Source organism: Sphingomonas oligoaromativorans (assembly GCF_011762195.1).
Taxonomy (GTDB): domain Bacteria; phylum Pseudomonadota; class Alphaproteobacteria; order Sphingomonadales; family Sphingomonadaceae; genus Solisphingomonas; species Solisphingomonas oligoaromativorans.
Genome location: NZ_JAASQK010000001.1, coordinates 97,165 through 114,249 on the forward strand (window position 1 = coordinate 97,165; position 17,085 = coordinate 114,249).

Genomic DNA, 17,085 nt, shown 5'->3' on the forward strand with positions numbered 1-17,085 from the left:
GGAAGCGCCTCAACGCCATGAAGCTCGTCGTCGTCGAATCTCCCGCCAAGGCCAAGACCATCGAGAAATATCTGGGCTCGGGGTACAGGGTTCTCGCCTCTTACGGCCATGTCCGCGATCTGCCCGCGAAGGACGGTTCGGTGAACCCGGACGAAGGCTTCGCGATGGAATGGGAGGCCTATGCCGACAAAGCGCGGCAATTGAAGGCGATCACAGACGAGGCCAAGGACGCCGACGCGCTGATCCTCGCGACCGACCCTGATCGCGAGGGCGAGGCGATCTCGTGGCATGTGCAGGAGGTGCTGAAGAAGCGCCGCGCGCTGCCCAAGGACACCAAGCGCGTCACCTTCAACGCGATCACCAAGCCGGCCGTGCTGAAGGCGATGGCCGAGCCCCGCGATCTCGACGAGGATCTGATCGACGCCTACCGGGCGCGCCGCGCGCTCGATTATCTGGTGGGCTTCACGCTCTCGCCGGTGCTGTGGAGGAAGCTCCCCGGCGCCAAGTCGGCGGGGCGCGTGCAGTCGGTGGCGCTGCGCCTCGTGGTCGACCGCGAGCGTGAGATCGAGGCGTTCCGCGCGCAGGAATATTGGTCGGTCACGGCCGACATGGAGCAGGATGCCGTCCCCTTCGCCGCGCGTCTGGTGAAGTGGAAGGGCGAGAAGATCGAGCGCCTCTCGATCGGCCAGCAGGGCGATGCCGAGGCGGCGAAGAAGGATGTCGAGGCCGCGCGGCTGTCGGTCGTCTCGGTCGAGACCAAGCCGCTCACTCGCAACCCTCCGCCGCCCTTCACCACCTCGACGCTCCAGCAGGAGGCGGCACGCAAGCTCGGCTTCTCGGCCAGCCATACCATGCGGGTGGCGCAGGGGCTCTATGAGGACGGCCTCATCACCTACATGCGAACCGACGGCGTGCAGATGGACGAGAGCGCCATCTCGGCCGCGCGCAAGGCGATCGCGGAGCGCTATGACGGCGGCTACGTCCCCGACAAGCCGCGCCAGTACCAGACCAAGGCGAAGAACGCGCAGGAAGCCCATGAGGCGATCCGCCCAACGGATTTCAGCCGCGAGAAGGCCGCCTCGGGCGATCATGCGCGCCTCTACGAGCTGGTCTTCAAGCGTGCGCTGGCGAGCCAGATGGCGTCCGCGCGCATGGAGCGCACCACGGTCGATTTCGCGGACGGCACCGGCCAGCTCGGCCTGCGAGCCACGGGTCAGGTGGTGCTCTTTCCCGGCTATCTCGCCGTCTATGAGGAAGGCCGCGACGACGAGGGCGACGAGGAGAGCCGCCGCCTGCCGCGCCTGAAGGAGGGCGACTCGCCAGCCGTGAAGGGCGTGCGCGCCGAGCAGCACTTCACCCAGCCGCCGCCGCGCTTCTCCGAGGCCAGCCTCGTCAAGAAGATGGAAGAGCTGGGGATCGGCCGCCCGTCCACCTATGCGTCGATCCTCCAGACCATCAAGGATCGCGAATATGTGCGGATCGACAAGAACCGCTTCCACGCCGAGGAGAGCGGCCGTCTGGTGACGGCGTTCCTGGAGCGCTTCTTCGAGAAATATGTCTCGTTCGATTTCACCGCCGAGCTGGAGGAGGAGCTGGACGACATCTCCGGCGGTCGCGCCCAGTGGCAGGCGGTGCTGGAGGCCTTCTGGCGGGACTTCAAGCCCAAGACCGCCGAGGTGATGGAGCAGAAGCCCTCCGAGGTGACGGCAGAGCTGGACCAGTTCCTCGCGCCCTATCTCTTCCCGGACAAGGGCGACGGCAGCGATCCGCGCCTCTGCCCGAACTGTCAGGTGGGCAAGCTCGCTCTTCGCGGTGGCCGCTTCGGCGCCTTCATCGCCTGCTCCAATTACCCGGAGTGCAAATATACCCGCCGCTTCGCCCAGCCGGGCGGCGCGAACGAGGGGGCGGACACGGGGCCGGAGGAACTCGGCACCGATCCCGCGACCGGCGAGGCGATCAGCAAGCGTTCGGGGCGTTTCGGTCCGTACATCCAGCTCGGCGAGGGCAAGGAGGCGAAGCGCTCGTCCATCCCCAAGGACATCGCCGCGCTCGATCTGGAGATGGCGATCAAGCTCCTGTCGCTGCCGCGCACCGTCGGCAACCACCCGGAATCGGGCCTGCCGGTGACGGCTTCGATCGGCCGATACGGCCCCTATCTGGCGCATGACGGGAAATATGCGCGGCTCCAGTCGACGGCGGACGTGTTCGAGACGGGCATGAACGCCGCGGTGGTGAAGCTCGCCGAGGCCGCCGCCGGTGGCGGCCGCCGCACGGGCGCCAGCCGCGAACCGATTGCGACGCTCGGCGCGCACCCGGATGGCGGCGCGGAGGTGAAGGTGATGGAAGGGCGCTTCGGCCCCTATGTCACCGACGGCACGACCAACGCCACGCTTCCCAAGGGGCGCGAGCCCAGGGAGCTGACGCTGGACGAGGCGGTGCAGCTTCTCGCCGAACGGGCCGCCAAGGCGCCCGCCAAGGGCAAGAAGAAGGCCGCGCCCAAGAAAGCACCCGCCAAGAAAGCCGCGCCCAAAAAGGCCGCGTCGAAGAAGGCCGCCGCCTCGGCCGGGGAGTGACGGCAGACCGCCTCACTTTGGTCTAAACAGGGGCGTGGAGGCGCCGCGGGTAAGCGGCTGTTTACCTTCATGGCCCCTGTTGAGGCGGAGGAATGTGGGGCGGGGTTGCCGTGAACATCATCCGCTATGATCGCGCGACGGACCGGGTCTTCATCCGTTGCAGCGGTTACTGGACTCTGACGGAGGCGGAGGAATTCCGCGAGAAGATCCGCGCCGTCTGCTGGGCGGCCGAGATGTCGGGTCGGTCCATGTCCATCCTCTGGAACATGATCGACTATGTGCCGCAGGGGGCGGAAATCCGCATGGTCAACATGCAGACCTTCGCGTTGCTGGGCGGCGCCGCGATCGACAGGTTCGCGCTGGTGGTGCCGAGCGCGCTCGCCCGCTCGCAGATGCGCCGCCAGATCAGCCGGCTCGACTGCCAGTTCTTCATGGAGCGGGAGCCCGCCATCCAGTGGCTGGGCTGGACGGAGCGGATGCCGATCGACTGCCCGGCCTAGGCGATCAGCAGCCGGTCATCGTCGAGCGTCTGGAGCAGGCTCACAGGCCCGCCGAAGGCCATGCGCGGGTCGAGCGTCGCGGCGTCCACGCCCATCAGGTGAAGGCCGCTCTGGCAGGCGATCAGCTCGACGCCGAGGCCGAAGCCTTCCTCCACCATGCCGGCGAGCGTCGGCAGGCCGGCGGCGACATGATCGACGTCGTGCGTTGCGGCGATCGGCGGCGCGAGCAGCGCCACCGCCGGCCCCTGACAGAAGACCCGCGCCCGCCCGCCGAGCGCCGCGTTCGCCATCGCCAGCGTCAGCGCGGCGCGAAGGCGTTCGGGCGCCGGTTCCGCGACGACGACGGTCAGGCCGCGCACCGGCATCCCGGATCTTTCGGCATCGCCAGCGTGCGGAAGCGGAAGGCGAGCGCGTCGATCAGCAGGAGCTGCCCCGCGCTGTCCTCCCCGAAGGGGACGATCTGCCGCACCGCCTCGATCGCGGCGAGGCTGCCCAGCACGCCGGTGAGCGCGCCCAGCACGCCCTGATCGGAGCAGCTCACATCCGGCCGATCGGGATCGTCGCCGACGAGGCAGCGATAGCAGGGCTTGCCCGGCTCCCAGCCGCGATAGACGGCGAGCTGCCCCTCGAACTGCCCGACCGCCGCCGACACCAGCGGCACGCGCGCCGCCAGCGCCGCGTCCGCCACGGCGAGGCGGGTGGCGAAATTGTCGCTGCCGTCGATGACGACGTCCACGCCTTCGAGCAGCGGGCGGACGCTCTCCGCATCGATCCGGCGGCCGATGGGGACGAGGGTGACGTCCGGGTTCATGCGCTGCACGGCGTTAGCGGCGACCACCACCTTGGAATGGCCCACGTCGCGCGTGCCGAACAGCGTCTGGCGCTGGAGGTTGGAGAGCGAGACGCGATCGTCGTCCACCACCGTCAGCTTCCCCACGCCGGCGGCGGCGAGATACTGGATCACGGGCGATCCGATCCCGCCCGCGCCGATGATGAGGGCGTGGGCCTTCAGCAGCCGCGTCTGCCCGCCACCGCCGATCTCCTTGAGGATGATGTGCCGCGCGTAGCGGTCGAGCTGTTCGTCCTTCAAGATCACGGCAGCGAATGGCGGCCGGTGGAGCCGAAGCCGCCGACGCCGCGCGCCGTCTCGTCGAGCGTCTCGACCTCGAGGAAGCGGGCCGCCGTCACTTCGGCGGGAACGAGCTGGGCGATGCGCTCGCCGCGCTTCACCTCGAAGGGCTCGCGACCGAGATTGGCGAGGATCACCTTCACCTCGCCCCGGTAATCGGCGTCGATCGTGCCCGGCGTGTTGAGGCACGTCACGCCATGCTTCAGCGCAAGGCCGGAGCGGGGGCGGACCTGGATCTCATATCCGGCCGGGATCGCCACGGCGAAACCCGTCGCCACGGCATGGCGGTCGCCCGGCCCGAGCAGGATGTCCTCGGCCGACACGATGTCGAGCCCCGCCGCACCCGTTGTAGCGTAGGCGGGCGCGGGCAGTCCCTCGCCGTGGGGCAGGCGCTTCAAGGCGATTTCGATCATGCTTGCTCCGTGAGGGCCTGGGCGATGCGCTGGGCAAGGCGTTCGGCCACCTGATCCTTGGGAAGTTCGGGCCAGTCCTCGACGCCGGTCGTGGTGACGAGGTGGATGCTGTTGCGGTCACCGCCCATCACGTCGCCCGATACGTCGTTGGCGACGATCCAGTCACAGCCCTTCGAGGTGAGCTTGGCCCGCGCATGGGCGATCACATCGTTGGTCTCGGCCGCGAAGCCGATCACGAGGCGCGGGCGCCGGGCCGAGTGCGCGACGGTGGCGAGGATGTCCGGGTTCTGGACGAGCGCGAGCGCGGGCGGGGTGCCGTCGGCGCGCTTTTTGATCTTGGTGGCGGCGGCGTCGACGTGCCAGTCCGCCACGGCGGCGACCATCACGGCGGCGTCGGCGGGAAGGGCGTTCTCCACGGCGGCGGCCATCTCCCGCGCGGTCTCGATGTCGATGCGCGTCACGCCGGGGGGCGTGGCGAGCGTCACCGGGCCGGCAACCAGCGTCACGTCGGCGCCGAGCTGCGCAAGCGCTCCGGCGATGGCGAAGCCCTGCTTCCCCGACGAGCGGTTGGCGATGTAGCGCACCGGGTCGATCGGCTCGTGCGTCGGCCCGGCGGTGACGAGGATGCGCTTGCCGGTGAGCGGGCCTTGCGGCGGGGGCGGGGCCACGACGCCGAGCAGGCGCGCGGGGATCGGGCGGGCCAGCTCGCGCTCGATGGCCTCGACGATGACCGACGACTCGGGCAGGCGGCCGGGGCCGAACTCGCCGCACGCCATGATGCCTTCGTCCGGCTCCATCACCACCGTGTCGTCGGCGCGGAGCCGGGCGACATTGCGCCGGGTCGCGGGGTGCTGCCACATCCTGACGTTCATCGCGGGCGCGACGAGGATCGGCTTGTCGGTCGCGAGCAGCAATGTGGTGGCGAGATCGTCGCAGAGGCCGTTCGCCATGCGCGCGATCAGGTTCGCGGTGCCGGGGCAGACCACCACCAGATCGGCTTCGCGCGAAAGCTCGATATGGCCCATCTCGGACTCGTCCTTGAGGTCGAAGAGCGAGGTGTGGACGGGCTGTTCCGAGAGCGCCGCCAGCGTCATCGGCGTGATGAACTCGGCGCCGGCCGGGGTGAGCACGCAGCGCACCGTGTGGCCGCGTTTCTTCAGCAGGCGGATCAGCTCGCAGGCCTTGTAGGCCGCGATGCCGCCGCCGACGATCAGGAGGATGCGCTTGCGGTCCATACGCTGCTCATGACGTGGCGGACGGCGCCTGTCGAGGCCCTCGCATCCTCCCCAGCGTGCCGGGGAGGATGGGTTCGTCAGCGCGCGCGGCGGCGCTTGCGCATCATCAGGATCGACCAGTCGCCGTTGACGATGGTGTCGCCCATCCGCATCCCCTGCGCGCGATAGGCCGATGCGACGGCCTCCGCCTGCGTGGTGAGCAGGCCCGCGAGGATCAGCGTGCCTCCCGGCATCAGCGTGGCGGCGATGCTCGGCGCCAGCTCGATCAGCGGCAAGGCGAGGATATTGGCCACGACGAGATCGAACGGCGCCAGCTCGTCATAGAGCGGATGGTCCACGCCCTCCGCCACTGCCAGCGCGAGGCGGTGTTCGTTCACCCGGTTGAGCGCGGCGTTCTCGGCCGTCACCTCGATCGAGACGGGGTCGATGTCGGTGGCGATGGCGTGCGCGCGCGGCCACAGCGACATGGCGGCGAAGGCGAGCAGGCCGGTGCCGGTGCCGACGTCCGCGATCATGCGATAGCGCGCGCCCTGCCGCTTCAGCCGGTCGAGCATCTGGAGGCAGCCGGTCGTCGTATAGTGATGCCCGGTGCCGAAGGCGCGGCCGGCCTCGATCTGGAAGACGGTGGCGTCGGCCGGCACGTCATCCGAATGCGCGGAGGTGTGGACGTAGAAGCGCCCCGCGCGGATCGGCTCCAGACCGGCCTGCGAGAGCGTCACCCAGTCCTGCTCCTCGACCTTCTCGACCCTGGGCTTGAGCTTCCTGGCGGAGGGCACCAGCGCCTGCACCGCCGCGATGATGTCCGCGCCCGGCTTGCCCTCGGTATAGGCTTCGAGCAGCCATTCCTCGGGCTTGGTCTCGTCCGGCTCCAGCGTGTTCAGCACGGGCGGCTCGTCGAGCGTGGGGAAGGGATCGGTCGAGTTCGCCAGCGCCTCGGCTTCGAGGCGCGTGCAGGGGAGGGTGATCTTCCAGCTTTCAGCGGACATAGCTTGCACCATTGATATCGATGACGGCGCCGGTCGCGGATGCGGGGGCATCGAGCGCGAGCCAGCGGACGGTTTCGGCCACTTCGTCGGGCATGGCGACGCGGCCCAGAGGGATGTCGGCAAGGAGCTTGTCGCCGCCGCGGCTCTCCAGATAGTCCTCGGCCATGCCGGTCATGGTGAAGCCGGGGCAGACGGCGAAGGCGAGCACGCCGTCCTTCGCATGGCCGCGCGCGATGCTCTTGGTCATCGCGACCATGCCCGCCTTGGAGGCCGCATAATGCCAGTGCGCGGGCGAATCTCCGCGATAGGCGGCGCGGCTCGCGACATTGACGATGCGGCCGCCGCCGGGGCGCGTGGCGAAATGCCGGACGGCGAGGCGGCAAAGCTCGGCCGAGGCAGTGAGGTTGATCCGCATCGTCCGCTCCCACGCGGCGAGCCAGTCGGCGTCGGGGAGATCGATCGGCGCGGCCTCGAAGATGCCGGCGTTGTTCACCAGCACGTCGATGCGTCCGTCGAGCCGCTCCAGCACCTCATTCCAGAGCGCGGCGGCCGCGCCGGGCTCGTCGAGGTCGGCGGGGATGCGGGCATCGTCGCCCGGCCGGCTGCTATGGCCGACGAAGCGGACGTCCGGGCGATCGAGCCGGGCGGCGATCGCGGCGCCGATGCCCCGGCTGGTGCCGGTGGCGAGGATGTGGATGCGGTCCATGACCTGCGCGGGTAAGGCGCGGGCGGAGCCGGGGCAAGCCTTTAGCCCCGGCTGGAGGCTATCATGCGGCGATGCGCGCCACGAAGTCGCCGGTCGTCGTCTCCAGCCGCGCAAGCTGCCCGTCGACCGAGCGGAACCCCGCCTCCAGCCGATCGATGTCGGTGGCGACGGACTCGGTGTCGACGCGGATCGCGGCGATCGTGCCGGACATCGAGTCGGCGGCAAGCGCGGTCTCGTCGACGGCGGCGGTAATCATCGTGACGGTGTGGGCCTGCGCCTCCATCGCCTCGCGGATGCGCTGGGCGGAGGTCTGCACCTCGCCGACGATGTCGCGGATCGAGCCGTTGACGTCGAGCGTCTGGCGCGAGGCGGACTGGATCGCGGCGATCTTGGCGGCGATGTCGTCGGTGGCGCGCGCCGTCTGCGAGGCGAGCGACTTCACCTCCTGCGCGACGACCGCGAAGCCGCGACCGGCGTCGCCCGCGCGCGCCGCCTCGATGGTGGCGTTGAGCGCGAGCAGGTTGGTCTGCCCCGCAATGTCGCGGATCAGGCCGAGGATCGATTCGATCGCCTGCGCATGGCCGGACAGCGCCTCGGAGACGGACACCGCCTGGCTCGACTGGTCGGCGGCGCGGGTGGCGACGCCGGCGGCGATCTCCACCTCGCGGCGCGCGTCCTCGATGGCGCGGATCAGGCCGGCGGCGGTCTGCGCGGCTTCGCGCATCGCGACGGCGGACTGCTCGGCGGCGGCGGCAACCTCGGAGGCCTTGCCCAGCATCCCGCGCGCCGAGGCCGAGGTGGCGCTGGTCTGGTCGCGCAGGTCGGTGGAGTTGCGCATTGCGGTCGAGAGGATGCCGAGGATGTCGTTGCGGAAGGCCGCGCTGTTGGCGTTGCGATCCACGGCGGCGTTCTGGCTCTGGATCGCGGCGAGTTCGGCCTGCATCACCTCGATGCGGAAATCGTCGAGCGCGCGCAGCGTCAGCGTCCCCTCGATCACGAAGGCGTGATCGTCGGGGAAGGCCTCGGCGAGGCGGGCGGCGATTCGCTCGGCCTTCTCCGTCATGGCCGAGATGACGTCGTAGGTGTGGAGCTGGAGCCGGTGCATCTGGCCGCCATGGCGCGCATTGGCGCGAATCCAGTCGGCGTCGATCGGGCGGCCATAGACCTCCTCGATACCGTCCAGCATCATCTGGGTGGCCGAATCGTCCGCGGCGTAGCGGCCGCGGAACAGCTCGACATAATAAGAGCGCAGCTCGGGCTCGATGATGTCGCGGGCGCGATCCCACAGGCGGCGGCGGCGCATCTCGTAATCGCCCCTGCCGGCATAGGCCGCGACGCGCGCGTTGATTTCCGCGTCGCTCAGCGCCACTTCGCCCCTGATGCCTTCGTTCATCCTGTCCCTCGTTGCCCCGATGGGGTGATGCCTTCCGGGTATGAATAGGCGGGTAAGGGTAAACGCGAAGTTAGCCGAGGCGAGCAAAACCGCCGACGAGCGGCTTGCAAGGCGCGCCGCAATGGTTACAGGGGGCGACGCGTATCCCGACGGAGGATCCATGGCGCACAATCCAGCGCGACCGCTGTCGCCCCACCTTTCGATCTACAAGTGGGGGCCGCACATGCTGGTCTCCATTCTTCACCGCGCCACCGGCACGGCGCTCGCCATCGGTGGCGGCGTCATCTTCGCGTGGTGGCTGACGGCCGCGGCGATGAGCCCGGCGGCTTACAACATCTTCTACCACTGGGTGGTGCAGGCCGATCCGGCCAGCCTCCACGCCTCGACGCAGCGTCTCGCCAACATCCTGGCGAAGATCGTCGGCGTCGGCCTGACCTGGAGCTTCTTCCAGCATATGGCTTCGGGCATCCGTCACTTCGTGCTCGATACGGGCGCGGGCTATGAGCTGAAGACCAACCGTCTGGGCTCGATCCTCACTTTGGCCTTCTCGATCGTCGCGACGATCCTGTTCTGGGCCGTCATCGCGGGGAAATACTGATGGGCACGGGTACCAGCCTCGGCCGCGTGCGGGGCCTCGGCTCCGCGCATAGCGGCTCGCATCACTGGTGGCTCCAGCGCGTCACCGCCGCCAGCAATCTCGTCCTGCTGATCTGGTTCGTGGTGTCGATCGCGCGCCTGCCGGTGCTCGATCATCAGGCGGTCGTGCTGTGGCTCAAGTCGCCGCTCGCGGCGGTGCCGCTGCTGCTGCTGGTGATATCGGTCTTCTGGCACCTGCGCCTCGGCCTTCAGGTGTTCATCGAGGACTATGTCCATGAGGAAGGCGGCAAGATCGCCCTTCTCCTTCTTCTCAATGCCTATGCGATCGGCGCGGCGACGCTCTGCGTCTTCTCGATCCTGAAGATCGCCTTCGGCGGGGTGCCCGCATAATGTCGAACAGCTACAAGATCATCGACCATGTCTATGACGCGGTCGTCGTCGGCGCGGGCGGCTCGGGCCTGCGCGCCACCATGGGCTGTGCCGAGAAGGGCCTGAAGACGGCCTGCATCACCAAGGTGTTCCCGACCCGCTCGCACACCGTGGCGGCGCAGGGCGGCATCGCGGCGAGCCTCGGCAACAACACGCCGGACCACTGGACCTGGCACATGTACGACACCGTCAAGGGGTCGGACTGGCTCGGCGACCAGGATGCCATCGAATATATGGTGCGCGAGGCCCCGGCGGCGGTGATCGAGCTGGAACATGCCGGCGTGCCGTTCAGCCGCAACCCGGAAGGCACGATCTACCAGCGCCCGTTCGGCGGCCACATGCAGAACATGGGCGAAGGCCCGCCCGTGCAGCGCACCTGCGCCGCGGCGGACCGCACCGGTCATGCCATGCTTCACGCGCTCTATCAGCAGAGCCTGAAGTATGATGCGGACTTCTACATCGAATATTTCGCGCTCGACCTCATCATGGAGGACGGCGTCTGCAAGGGCGTGATCGCGCTCTGCATGGAAGACGGCTCGATCCATCGCTTCCGCAGCCACGCCACCGTGCTGGCGACGGGCGGCGGCGGCCGCATGTATTTCTCGGCGACCTCGGCCCACACCTGCACCGGCGACGGCGGCGGCATGGTGCTGCGCGCCGGCCTGCCGCTTCAGGACATGGAGTTCGTGCAGTTCCACCCGACCGGCATCTACGGCGCCGGCGTCCTCATCACCGAGGGCGCGCGCGGCGAGGGCGGCTATCTCACCAACTCCGAGGGCGAGCGCTTCATGGAGCGCTATGCCCCGTCGGCGAAGGATCTGGCGTCGCGCGACGTCGTGGCCCGCTCGATGGCGATGGAAATCCGTGAAGGCCGCGGCGTCGGCCCGAACAAGGATTACATCTACCTGCACCTCGATCATATCGATCCCAAGGTGCTGCACGAGCGGCTCCCGGGCATCACCGAGACTGGCAAGATCTTCGCCGGTGTCGACCTGACCCGCCAGCCGCTGCCGGTGACGCCGACCGTCCACTACAATATGGGCGGCATCCCCTGTAACTATCATGGCGAAGTCGTCACCCTGAAGGACGGCAACCCGGACAGCGTGGTGCAGGGCCTGTTCGCGGTGGGCGAGGCGGCCTGCGTGTCGGTGCATGGCGCCAACCGCCTCGGCTCCAACTCGCTGATCGACCTCGTGGTGTTCGGCCGCGCGACCGGCTTCCGCATCGCGGAGCTGGTGCAGCCGAACAGCAAGCATGGCGCGATCGTGACGGCCGCCGACGACAAGGCGCTGGCCCGCCTCGATCATTATCGCAATGCCTCGGGCAGCACCAAGACGGCGGACATCCGCCTCGACATGCAGCGCACGATGCAGAAGCACGCCGCCGTGTTCCGCGACAGCGCGCTGCTCGATGAGGGCAAGCACAAGATCGACGCGGTGTTCGCGAAGCTGGCCGACGTCAGCGTCTCGGATCGCTCGCTGATCTGGAACACCGATCTGATCGAGACGCTGGAGCTGGACAATATGCTCCCGCAGGCGGTCATCACCATGCACTCCGCCTCGAACCGCCACGAAAGCCGCGGCGCGCACATGCACGAGGATTTCCCGTCGCGGAACGACGGGGAGTGGATGAAGCACACCGTCGCCTGGTTCGACCCCAAGGGCCGGAACGACGGCCTCGTGAAGATCGATTACCGCCCGGTGCATGATTACACGCTCACCGACGAGGTCGAGTATATCAAGCCCAAGGCGCGGGTTTACTGAGGACGGACGATGGCTGAATTCTCCCTTCCGAAGAACTCGAAGATCAAGAGCCGCGGGCAGTCGTACAAGTCGACGTCCGAGGGCAAGAACAAGCGCACCTTCAAGGTCTATCGCTATGACCCGGATTCGGGCGAGAACCCGCGCTACGATCGCTATGAGCTGGATCTCGACCAGACGGGGCCGATGGTCCTCGACGCGCTCATCAAGATCAAGAACGAGGTCGATCCGACGCTGACCTTCCGGCGTTCCTGCCGCGAGGGCATCTGCGGATCGTGCGCGATGAACATGGACGGCAAGAACGGGCTCGCCTGCACCACCTCGATCGAGGACTGCAAGGGCGGCGAGCTTCAGATCACGCCATTGCCGCATCAGGAGGTGGTGAAGGATCTGGTTCCCGATCTCACCCACTTCTACGCGCAATACGCCTCGATCAAGCCGTGGCTCCAGACCGCGACGCCCGCGCCGGCCGGCAAGGAGCGTCTCCAGTCGCCGGAAGACCGCGAGAAGCTCGACGGCCTCTACGAGTGCATCCTGTGCGCCTGCTGCTCGACCTCGTGCCCGAGCTACTGGTGGAACTCGGACCGCTTCCTTGGCCCGGCGATCCTGCTCCAGGCCTATCGCTGGCTGGCCGACAGCCGCGACGAGATGACCGGCGAGCGCCTCGACGAGCTGGAAGATCCCTTCCGCCTCTATCGCTGCCACACCATCATGAACTGCGCGAACACCTGCCCCAAGGGTCTGAACCCGGCCAAGGCGATCGCGGAGATCAAGAAGATGCAGGTCGAGCGCGCGGTCTGACGCCATGGGTGATATCGACCGTCCGTCCGGCCCGCACGTCGAGGGGCCGGACGCCGACGGCTTCTATGCCAAGACGTTCGACGGGCCGGGCTTCAACGGCACCTTCGGGCGTATCCTGTGCCGGCCGGAGGGCGAGACTATCGCCCGTGTCCGCATCGGGACGGGGCCGGAGCGCGCCAATCCGCATGGCGCGCTGCACGGCGGCTTCCTGCTCGCCTTCCTCGATCAGGCGGTGTTCGTCGGCCCGATCACCATCGGCCGCCTGCCGCCCAACGGCGCGGTGACGCTCAACTTCGCGACCCAGTTCGTCGGGCCGGGCCGGGCGGACATCCCGCTCGACTGCGTGGTGGAGATCGTCAGCGAGACGGGCAAGCTCCTCTTCCTGCGCGGGCAGATGGAGCAGGAGGGCCGCCCGGTGCTCAGCTATCAGGCGACGCTGCGCAAGCTCGGCCCGCCGCGCGGCTGATCCGATGGGCAAGGTGCTTACCCGCTATCAGGCGGCGGTCTCCGCCGGCGAGCTGCGTCCCGATCCCGCCCAGCGCGCGGTGGCCGAGCGGCTGGATCGCTGCGCCGCCGAGCTGGAGGCGCGGCCGCGGCGCGGTTCGATCCTGTGGCGGGCGCTCGGGCGTCGGCCGGAGGCGGTGCGCGGCGTCTATCTCTGGGGCGGCGTCGGGCGCGGCAAGTCCATGCTGATGGACATGTTCTTCGCCTGCGTCGACGGGCCGCGCAAACGCCGCGTCCACTTCCACGAGTTCATGCAGGAGGTGCATGACCGCCTCCGCGTCGAGCGCGAGAAGGAGACGCCCGATCCGGTGATGCCGGTCGCGGACGCGATCGCCGACGAAGTGCGCCTGCTGGCGTTCGACGAGATGATCGTCACCAACTCGGCCGACGCGATGATCCTCTCCCGCCTGTTCACGCGGATCATGAGCCATGACGTTACGATTGTGGCCACCTCCAACCGCGCGCCGGGCCAGCTCTATCTGAACGGCCTCAACCGCGAGCATTTCCTGCCCTTCATCGCGCTGCTCGAAGAGAAGCTCGATGTGATCGCGCTCGACGGGCCGACCGACTACCGGCTGGAGCGCCTCGGCGGCTTCCCGACCTGGTACGTCCCCAACGGCAAGGCGGCGACCGACGCGCTCAGCCGCGCCTTCTTCCGCCTCACCGACTTCCCGGTGGAGGATCGCGCCCATGTGCCGACCGAGGAGCTGGCGATTCCCGGCGGCCGATCGATGCATGTGCCCAAGAGCCTCAAGGGCGTGGCGGTGTTCTCGTTCAAGCGGTTGTGTGGAGAGGCGCGCGGCATCCCGGACTATCTCGCCATCGCGCGGCGCTATCACACGGTCATCATCGTCGGCATCCCGAAGCTGTCGGCCGAACTGCGCAACGAGGCGACGCGGTTCAAGCTGCTGGTGGACACGCTCTACGAGCATGGCGTGAAGCTGCTCGCCGCCGCCGATGCCGAGCCCGAGCAGCTCTATGTCGGCGGCGACGACGCCTTCGAGTTCGACCGCACCGTCTCGCGCCTGATGGAGATGCGCTCGGCGGATTATCTGGCGAAGGGGCACGGCAGCGAGGGATAGGGCGGAGCCCCCCGAGTGCCCATGGCCGTCATGCCGGGCTTGACCCGGCATCCAGGGCGGCGGGCGGTGGTGTTTCTGGCTCTGGATCCCGGATCAAGTCCGGGATGACGAAGAGGGGGGCCGGGGATGAGTTGGAAGGAAAGGACGTTCCTTCTTTCCACACGCTCGCTTATCGTCCCCATCCATCAGGGCAGGGGGCTTTCCATGGACAAGATCATCGTCTCCACCACCGAGAAGGTGGCGGGCCACAAGACGGTCGCGACGCTGGGGCAGGTGTTCGGCGTGGTGGTGCGCTCGCGCGGGCTCGGCGGCAATATCGCGGCGGGGCTGCGGTCGATCATCGGCGGTGAGATCAAGGAATATACCGCGCTGGTGGAGGAGACCCGGCGCCATGCCGTCGATCGCCTCGTCCAGAACGCCGCGCTGATGGGCGCCAACGCCGTCGTGATGATGCGGTTCGACTCGGGATCGATCGGCCAGACGATGAACGAGGTGGTCGCCTATGGCACCGCCGCGGTCGTCGAGCCGGAATCCTGAGCGCCATGCTGCGGACGATCGTCTCGGGCGTCGCCATCGCGGGCGTGGCGTTCATGCTGGTGGTGACGATGCAGGAGCCGGGCGCCTGGCCGGCGCTCGCGGCGGCGCTGCTGTTCGCGATGGGGTGTCTGTGGGAGCGGCGCTATCATGCGGCGCAGCAGGGATTTCCGCAGGATACGCGCTTCAACCTCACCGGAGAACGCTTCGTCGATCCCGAGACCGGCCGGGTGACCTCCGCATGGGTCGATCCGGCGACGGGCGAGCGTCGTTATGTCGACGAAGGCGATCCTCCCTCGCCATCGGCCTGACGGCACTCCGACAAATTACCGAGAAACCGTCACGCGGGCGGTTGCCCCGGCGCGTGCATGGGTCTAAGCGCAACCCGCTTTCCGGCTGGCCGCCGGTTCTCGCGCGGCCGCGCCCACGCATTGTTCGACTCGTGGAGGCTTCATGGCACGCAATAAGATCGCTCTGATCGGCGCTGGTAACATTGGCGGCACGCTCGCCCATCTCGCGGCTGCGAAGGAGCTGGGCGACGTCGTCCTCTTCGACGTTGTCGAGGGCGTTCCCCAGGGCAAGGCTCTGGACCTCGCGCAGTGCGGCCCGGTCGAGGGTTTCGACGCGAACCTCAAGGGCACCAACGATTACGCCGACATCGCGGGCGCGGACGTCATCATCGTCACCGCCGGCGTCGCCCGCAAGCCGGGCATGAGCCGCGACGATCTGCTCGGCATCAACCTGAAGGTCATGAAGGCCGTGGGCGAGGGCATCAAGGCCAACGCCCCCGACGCGTTCGTGATCTGCATCACCAACCCGCTCGACGCCATGGTGTGGGCGCTGCGCGAGTTCTCGGGGCTCCCGCACAACAAGGTCGTCGGCATGGCCGGCGTGCTCGACTCGGCGCGCTTCCGTCACTTCCTCGCCGACGAGTTCAAGGTCTCGGTGAAGGACGTGAACGCGTTCGTGCTTGGCGGTCATGGCGACACCATGGTGCCGGTGATCGAATATTCGACCGTCGCGGGCATCCCGGTGCCGGACCTCATCGAGATGGGCTGGTCGACCAAGGACAAGATCGACGCGATCGTGCAGCGCACCCGTTCGGGCGGCGGCGAGATCGTCGGCCTGCTGAAGACCGGCTCGGCCTTCTATGCGCCCGCCACCTCGGCGATCGAGATGGCCGAGGCCTATCTCAAGGACAAGAAGCGCGTCCTGCCCTGCGCCGCCTATCTCGAAGGCCAGTATGGCGTGGACGGCCTCTATGTCGGCGTGCCGGTCGTGCTGGGCGCCGGTGGCGTCGAGAAGATCGTCGAGGTGAAGCTCTCGGCCGAGGCCAAGGCCAACCTTCAGACGTCGGTCGATGCCGTGAAGGAACTTCAGGTCGCGTGCCGCGCGATCGACGGCAGCCTCGCCTAATATAACCATATCACCGCGCCGGCCCGGTGGCCGGTGCGGCCCCCCACGGAAAGGATAGCGGGACCGCCATGTCGATCCTCGTCAATGCGAACACCAAGGTGATTACCCAGGGCTTCACGGGCGCCCAGGGCACCTTCCACTCCGAGCAGGCGATCGCCTACGGCACCAAGATGGTCGGCGGCGTCACCCCCGGTAAGGGCGGCCAGACCCACATCGGCCTGCCGGTGTTCGACACGGTGAAGGAAGCGGTCGCCAAGACCGGCGCCGACGCCTCCGTGATCTATGTGCCGCCGGCCTTCGCCGCGGACTCGATCCTCGAAGCGATCGACGCGGAAGTGCCGCTGGTCGTCTGCATCACCGAGGGCATTCCGGTGCTCGACATGGTGAAGGTGAAGCGCGCTCTGTCGGGTTCCAAGACCCGCCTGATCGGGCCGAACTGCCCGGGCGTGCTGACGCCGGGCGAGTGCAAGATCGGCATCATGCCGGGCTCGATCTTCTCGAATGGTTCGGTGGGCGTTGTTTCGCGCTCGGGCACGCTTACCTATGAGGCCGTGTTCCAGACCACCAACGAGGGCCTCGGCCAGACCACCGCAGTCGGCATCGGCGGCGATCCGGTCAACGGCACCAACTTCATCGACGTGCTCGAGCTGTTCCTCGCGGACGACAAGACCGAGTCGATCATCATGATCGGCGAGATCGGCGGCTCGGCCGAAGAGGAAGCCGCGCAGTTCCTGCGGGACGAGGCCAAGCGTGGCCGCAAGAAGCCGATGGTCGGCTTCATCGCGGGCCGCACGGCGCCTCCGGGCCGCCGCATGGGCCATGCCGGCGCGATCGTGTCGGGCGGCCAGGGCGGCGCCGAGGACAAGATCGCGGCGATGGAAGCGGCGGGCATCAAGGTGGCGGCCAGCCCCTCGGAGCTTGGCACCACGCTGACCGCTCTGCTCAAGGGCTGAACTATATTAGAAGGGTCACGCGCCGACCGGACGGCCGACGCGGCTGAAGCATGAAACCCCGGATGGCTGTTCCA

The 17,085-nt window shown here is 68.2% G+C and carries 19 protein-coding genes; 12 read left to right on the top strand and 7 right to left on the bottom strand.

From position 1 onward, the window contains the following. Positions 1-17 precede the first annotated feature (17 nt). Positions 18-2,573: a type I DNA topoisomerase gene (gene topA, locus FHS98_RS00535; RefSeq protein ID WP_167098256.1), complete on the top strand. Its 2,556-nt coding sequence runs from the start codon at positions 18-20 to the stop codon at positions 2,571-2,573. Between the two features lie 110 nt (positions 2,574-2,683). Continuing rightward, entirely contained in the window at positions 2,684-3,073 is a 390-nt protein-coding gene (locus tag FHS98_RS00540) for a hypothetical protein (protein ID WP_167098259.1), read from the top strand. Here FHS98_RS00540 and FHS98_RS00545 read toward each other — a convergent pair. From FHS98_RS00545 to FHS98_RS00575, 7 genes are all read right to left on the bottom strand, one after another. Beyond that, complete coding sequence (locus FHS98_RS00545; RefSeq protein WP_425057324.1) at positions 3,070-3,432, bottom strand: peroxiredoxin; 363 nt, start codon at positions 3,430-3,432, stop codon at positions 3,070-3,072. The genes FHS98_RS00540 and FHS98_RS00545 overlap by 4 nt on opposite strands. Next, positions 3,420-4,169 (bottom strand): molybdopterin-synthase adenylyltransferase MoeB, encoded by a 750-nt coding sequence (locus FHS98_RS00550; protein WP_167098265.1) that lies wholly within the window; start codon positions 4,167-4,169, stop codon positions 3,420-3,422. Before FHS98_RS00550 ends, FHS98_RS00545 begins: the two co-directional genes overlap by 13 nt. Then, positions 4,166-4,615, bottom strand: a complete 450-nt coding sequence (gene dut / locus FHS98_RS00555) for a dUTP diphosphatase (RefSeq protein ID WP_167098268.1) — start codon at positions 4,613-4,615, stop codon at positions 4,166-4,168. Before dut ends, FHS98_RS00550 begins: the two co-directional genes overlap by 4 nt. Then, positions 4,612-5,850, bottom strand: a complete 1,239-nt coding sequence (gene coaBC, locus FHS98_RS00560; protein WP_167098271.1) for a bifunctional phosphopantothenoylcysteine decarboxylase/phosphopantothenate--cysteine ligase CoaBC — start codon at positions 5,848-5,850, stop codon at positions 4,612-4,614. Before coaBC ends, dut begins: the two co-directional genes overlap by 4 nt. A 77-nt stretch (positions 5,851-5,927) precedes the next feature. Beyond that, complete coding sequence (locus tag FHS98_RS00565) at positions 5,928-6,836, bottom strand: 50S ribosomal protein L11 methyltransferase (protein ID WP_167098274.1); 909 nt, start codon at positions 6,834-6,836, stop codon at positions 5,928-5,930. Further along, entirely contained in the window at positions 6,826-7,542 is a 717-nt protein-coding gene (locus tag FHS98_RS00570; RefSeq protein WP_167098277.1) for an SDR family NAD(P)-dependent oxidoreductase, read from the bottom strand. The genes FHS98_RS00565 and FHS98_RS00570 overlap by 11 nt, the downstream gene beginning before the upstream one ends. A 61-nt stretch (positions 7,543-7,603) precedes the next feature. Further along, entirely contained in the window at positions 7,604-8,935 is a 1,332-nt protein-coding gene (locus FHS98_RS00575) for a methyl-accepting chemotaxis protein (RefSeq protein ID WP_167098279.1), read from the bottom strand. A gap of 160 nt (positions 8,936-9,095) precedes the next feature. Here FHS98_RS00575 and sdhC point away from each other — a divergent pair, with 160 nt between their 5' ends. From sdhC to sucD, 10 genes are all read left to right on the top strand, one after another. Continuing rightward, the gene (sdhC, locus tag FHS98_RS00580; protein WP_167098282.1) at positions 9,096-9,533 is read left to right on the top strand and encodes a succinate dehydrogenase, cytochrome b556 subunit; all 438 of its coding nucleotides are present in this window, start codon (positions 9,096-9,098) and stop codon (positions 9,531-9,533) included. Further along, complete coding sequence (gene sdhD, locus FHS98_RS00585; RefSeq protein ID WP_167098285.1) at positions 9,533-9,922, top strand: succinate dehydrogenase, hydrophobic membrane anchor protein; 390 nt, start codon at positions 9,533-9,535, stop codon at positions 9,920-9,922. Before sdhC ends, sdhD begins: the two co-directional genes overlap by 1 nt. Beyond that, complete coding sequence (gene sdhA, locus FHS98_RS00590) at positions 9,922-11,724, top strand: succinate dehydrogenase flavoprotein subunit (RefSeq protein WP_167098288.1); 1,803 nt, start codon at positions 9,922-9,924, stop codon at positions 11,722-11,724. Before sdhD ends, sdhA begins: the two co-directional genes overlap by 1 nt. 9 nt (positions 11,725-11,733) lie before the next feature. Continuing rightward, positions 11,734-12,522: a succinate dehydrogenase iron-sulfur subunit gene (locus FHS98_RS00595; RefSeq protein WP_167098291.1), complete on the top strand. Its 789-nt coding sequence runs from the start codon at positions 11,734-11,736 to the stop codon at positions 12,520-12,522. A 4-nt stretch (positions 12,523-12,526) separates the two neighbouring features. Further along, positions 12,527-12,988: a PaaI family thioesterase gene (locus tag FHS98_RS00600; protein ID WP_167098294.1), complete on the top strand. Its 462-nt coding sequence runs from the start codon at positions 12,527-12,529 to the stop codon at positions 12,986-12,988. Between the two features lie 4 nt (positions 12,989-12,992). Then, complete coding sequence (gene zapE / locus FHS98_RS00605) at positions 12,993-14,108, top strand: cell division protein ZapE (RefSeq protein ID WP_167098299.1); 1,116 nt, start codon at positions 12,993-12,995, stop codon at positions 14,106-14,108. Between the two features lie 204 nt (positions 14,109-14,312). After that, positions 14,313-14,645, top strand: coding sequence for a heavy metal-binding domain-containing protein (locus FHS98_RS00610; protein WP_208401888.1), 333 nt, complete (start codon positions 14,313-14,315; stop codon positions 14,643-14,645). A gap of 5 nt (positions 14,646-14,650) precedes the next feature. Beyond that, on the top strand, positions 14,651-14,953 hold the full coding sequence (locus FHS98_RS00615; RefSeq protein WP_167098302.1) for a hypothetical protein: 303 nt from the start codon (positions 14,651-14,653) through the stop codon (positions 14,951-14,953). Between the two features lie 142 nt (positions 14,954-15,095). Beyond that, the gene (gene mdh, locus FHS98_RS00620) at positions 15,096-16,058 is read left to right on the top strand and encodes a malate dehydrogenase (RefSeq protein ID WP_167098305.1); all 963 of its coding nucleotides are present in this window, start codon (positions 15,096-15,098) and stop codon (positions 16,056-16,058) included. 68 nt (positions 16,059-16,126) lie between these two features. After that, positions 16,127-17,011: a succinate--CoA ligase subunit alpha gene (sucD, locus tag FHS98_RS00625; RefSeq protein WP_167098308.1), complete on the top strand. Its 885-nt coding sequence runs from the start codon at positions 16,127-16,129 to the stop codon at positions 17,009-17,011. Positions 17,012-17,085 lie beyond the last annotated feature (74 nt).

Excerpts from the sequence above, each read along its gene's own strand:
- topA (WP_167098256.1), top strand. The coding sequence starts at position 18 with ATGAAGCTCGTCGTCGTCGAATCTCCCGCCAAGGCCAAGACCATCGAG.
- dut (WP_167098268.1), bottom strand. The coding sequence starts at position 4,615 with ATGATCGAAATCGCCTTGAAGCGCCTGCCCCACGGCGAGGGACTGCCC.
- coaBC (WP_167098271.1), bottom strand. The coding sequence starts at position 5,850 with ATGGACCGCAAGCGCATCCTCCTGATCGTCGGCGGCGGCATCGCGGCC.
- FHS98_RS00565 (WP_167098274.1), bottom strand. The coding sequence starts at position 6,836 with ATGTCCGCTGAAAGCTGGAAGATCACCCTCCCCTGCACGCGCCTCGAA.
- FHS98_RS00570 (WP_167098277.1), bottom strand. The coding sequence starts at position 7,542 with ATGGACCGCATCCACATCCTCGCCACCGGCACCAGCCGGGGCATCGGC.
- FHS98_RS00575 (WP_167098279.1), bottom strand. The coding sequence starts at position 8,935 with ATGAACGAAGGCATCAGGGGCGAAGTGGCGCTGAGCGACGCGGAAATC.
- sdhC (WP_167098282.1), top strand. The coding sequence starts at position 9,096 with ATGGCGCACAATCCAGCGCGACCGCTGTCGCCCCACCTTTCGATCTAC.
- sdhD (WP_167098285.1), top strand. The coding sequence starts at position 9,533 with ATGGGCACGGGTACCAGCCTCGGCCGCGTGCGGGGCCTCGGCTCCGCG.
- sdhA (WP_167098288.1), top strand. The coding sequence starts at position 9,922 with ATGTCGAACAGCTACAAGATCATCGACCATGTCTATGACGCGGTCGTC.
- FHS98_RS00595 (WP_167098291.1), top strand. The coding sequence starts at position 11,734 with ATGGCTGAATTCTCCCTTCCGAAGAACTCGAAGATCAAGAGCCGCGGG.
- FHS98_RS00600 (WP_167098294.1), top strand. The coding sequence starts at position 12,527 with ATGGGTGATATCGACCGTCCGTCCGGCCCGCACGTCGAGGGGCCGGAC.
- zapE (WP_167098299.1), top strand. The coding sequence starts at position 12,993 with ATGGGCAAGGTGCTTACCCGCTATCAGGCGGCGGTCTCCGCCGGCGAG.
- FHS98_RS00610 (WP_208401888.1), top strand. The coding sequence starts at position 14,313 with ATGGACAAGATCATCGTCTCCACCACCGAGAAGGTGGCGGGCCACAAG.
- FHS98_RS00615 (WP_167098302.1), top strand. The coding sequence starts at position 14,651 with ATGCTGCGGACGATCGTCTCGGGCGTCGCCATCGCGGGCGTGGCGTTC.
- mdh (WP_167098305.1), top strand. The coding sequence starts at position 15,096 with ATGGCACGCAATAAGATCGCTCTGATCGGCGCTGGTAACATTGGCGGC.
- sucD (WP_167098308.1), top strand. The coding sequence starts at position 16,127 with ATGTCGATCCTCGTCAATGCGAACACCAAGGTGATTACCCAGGGCTTC.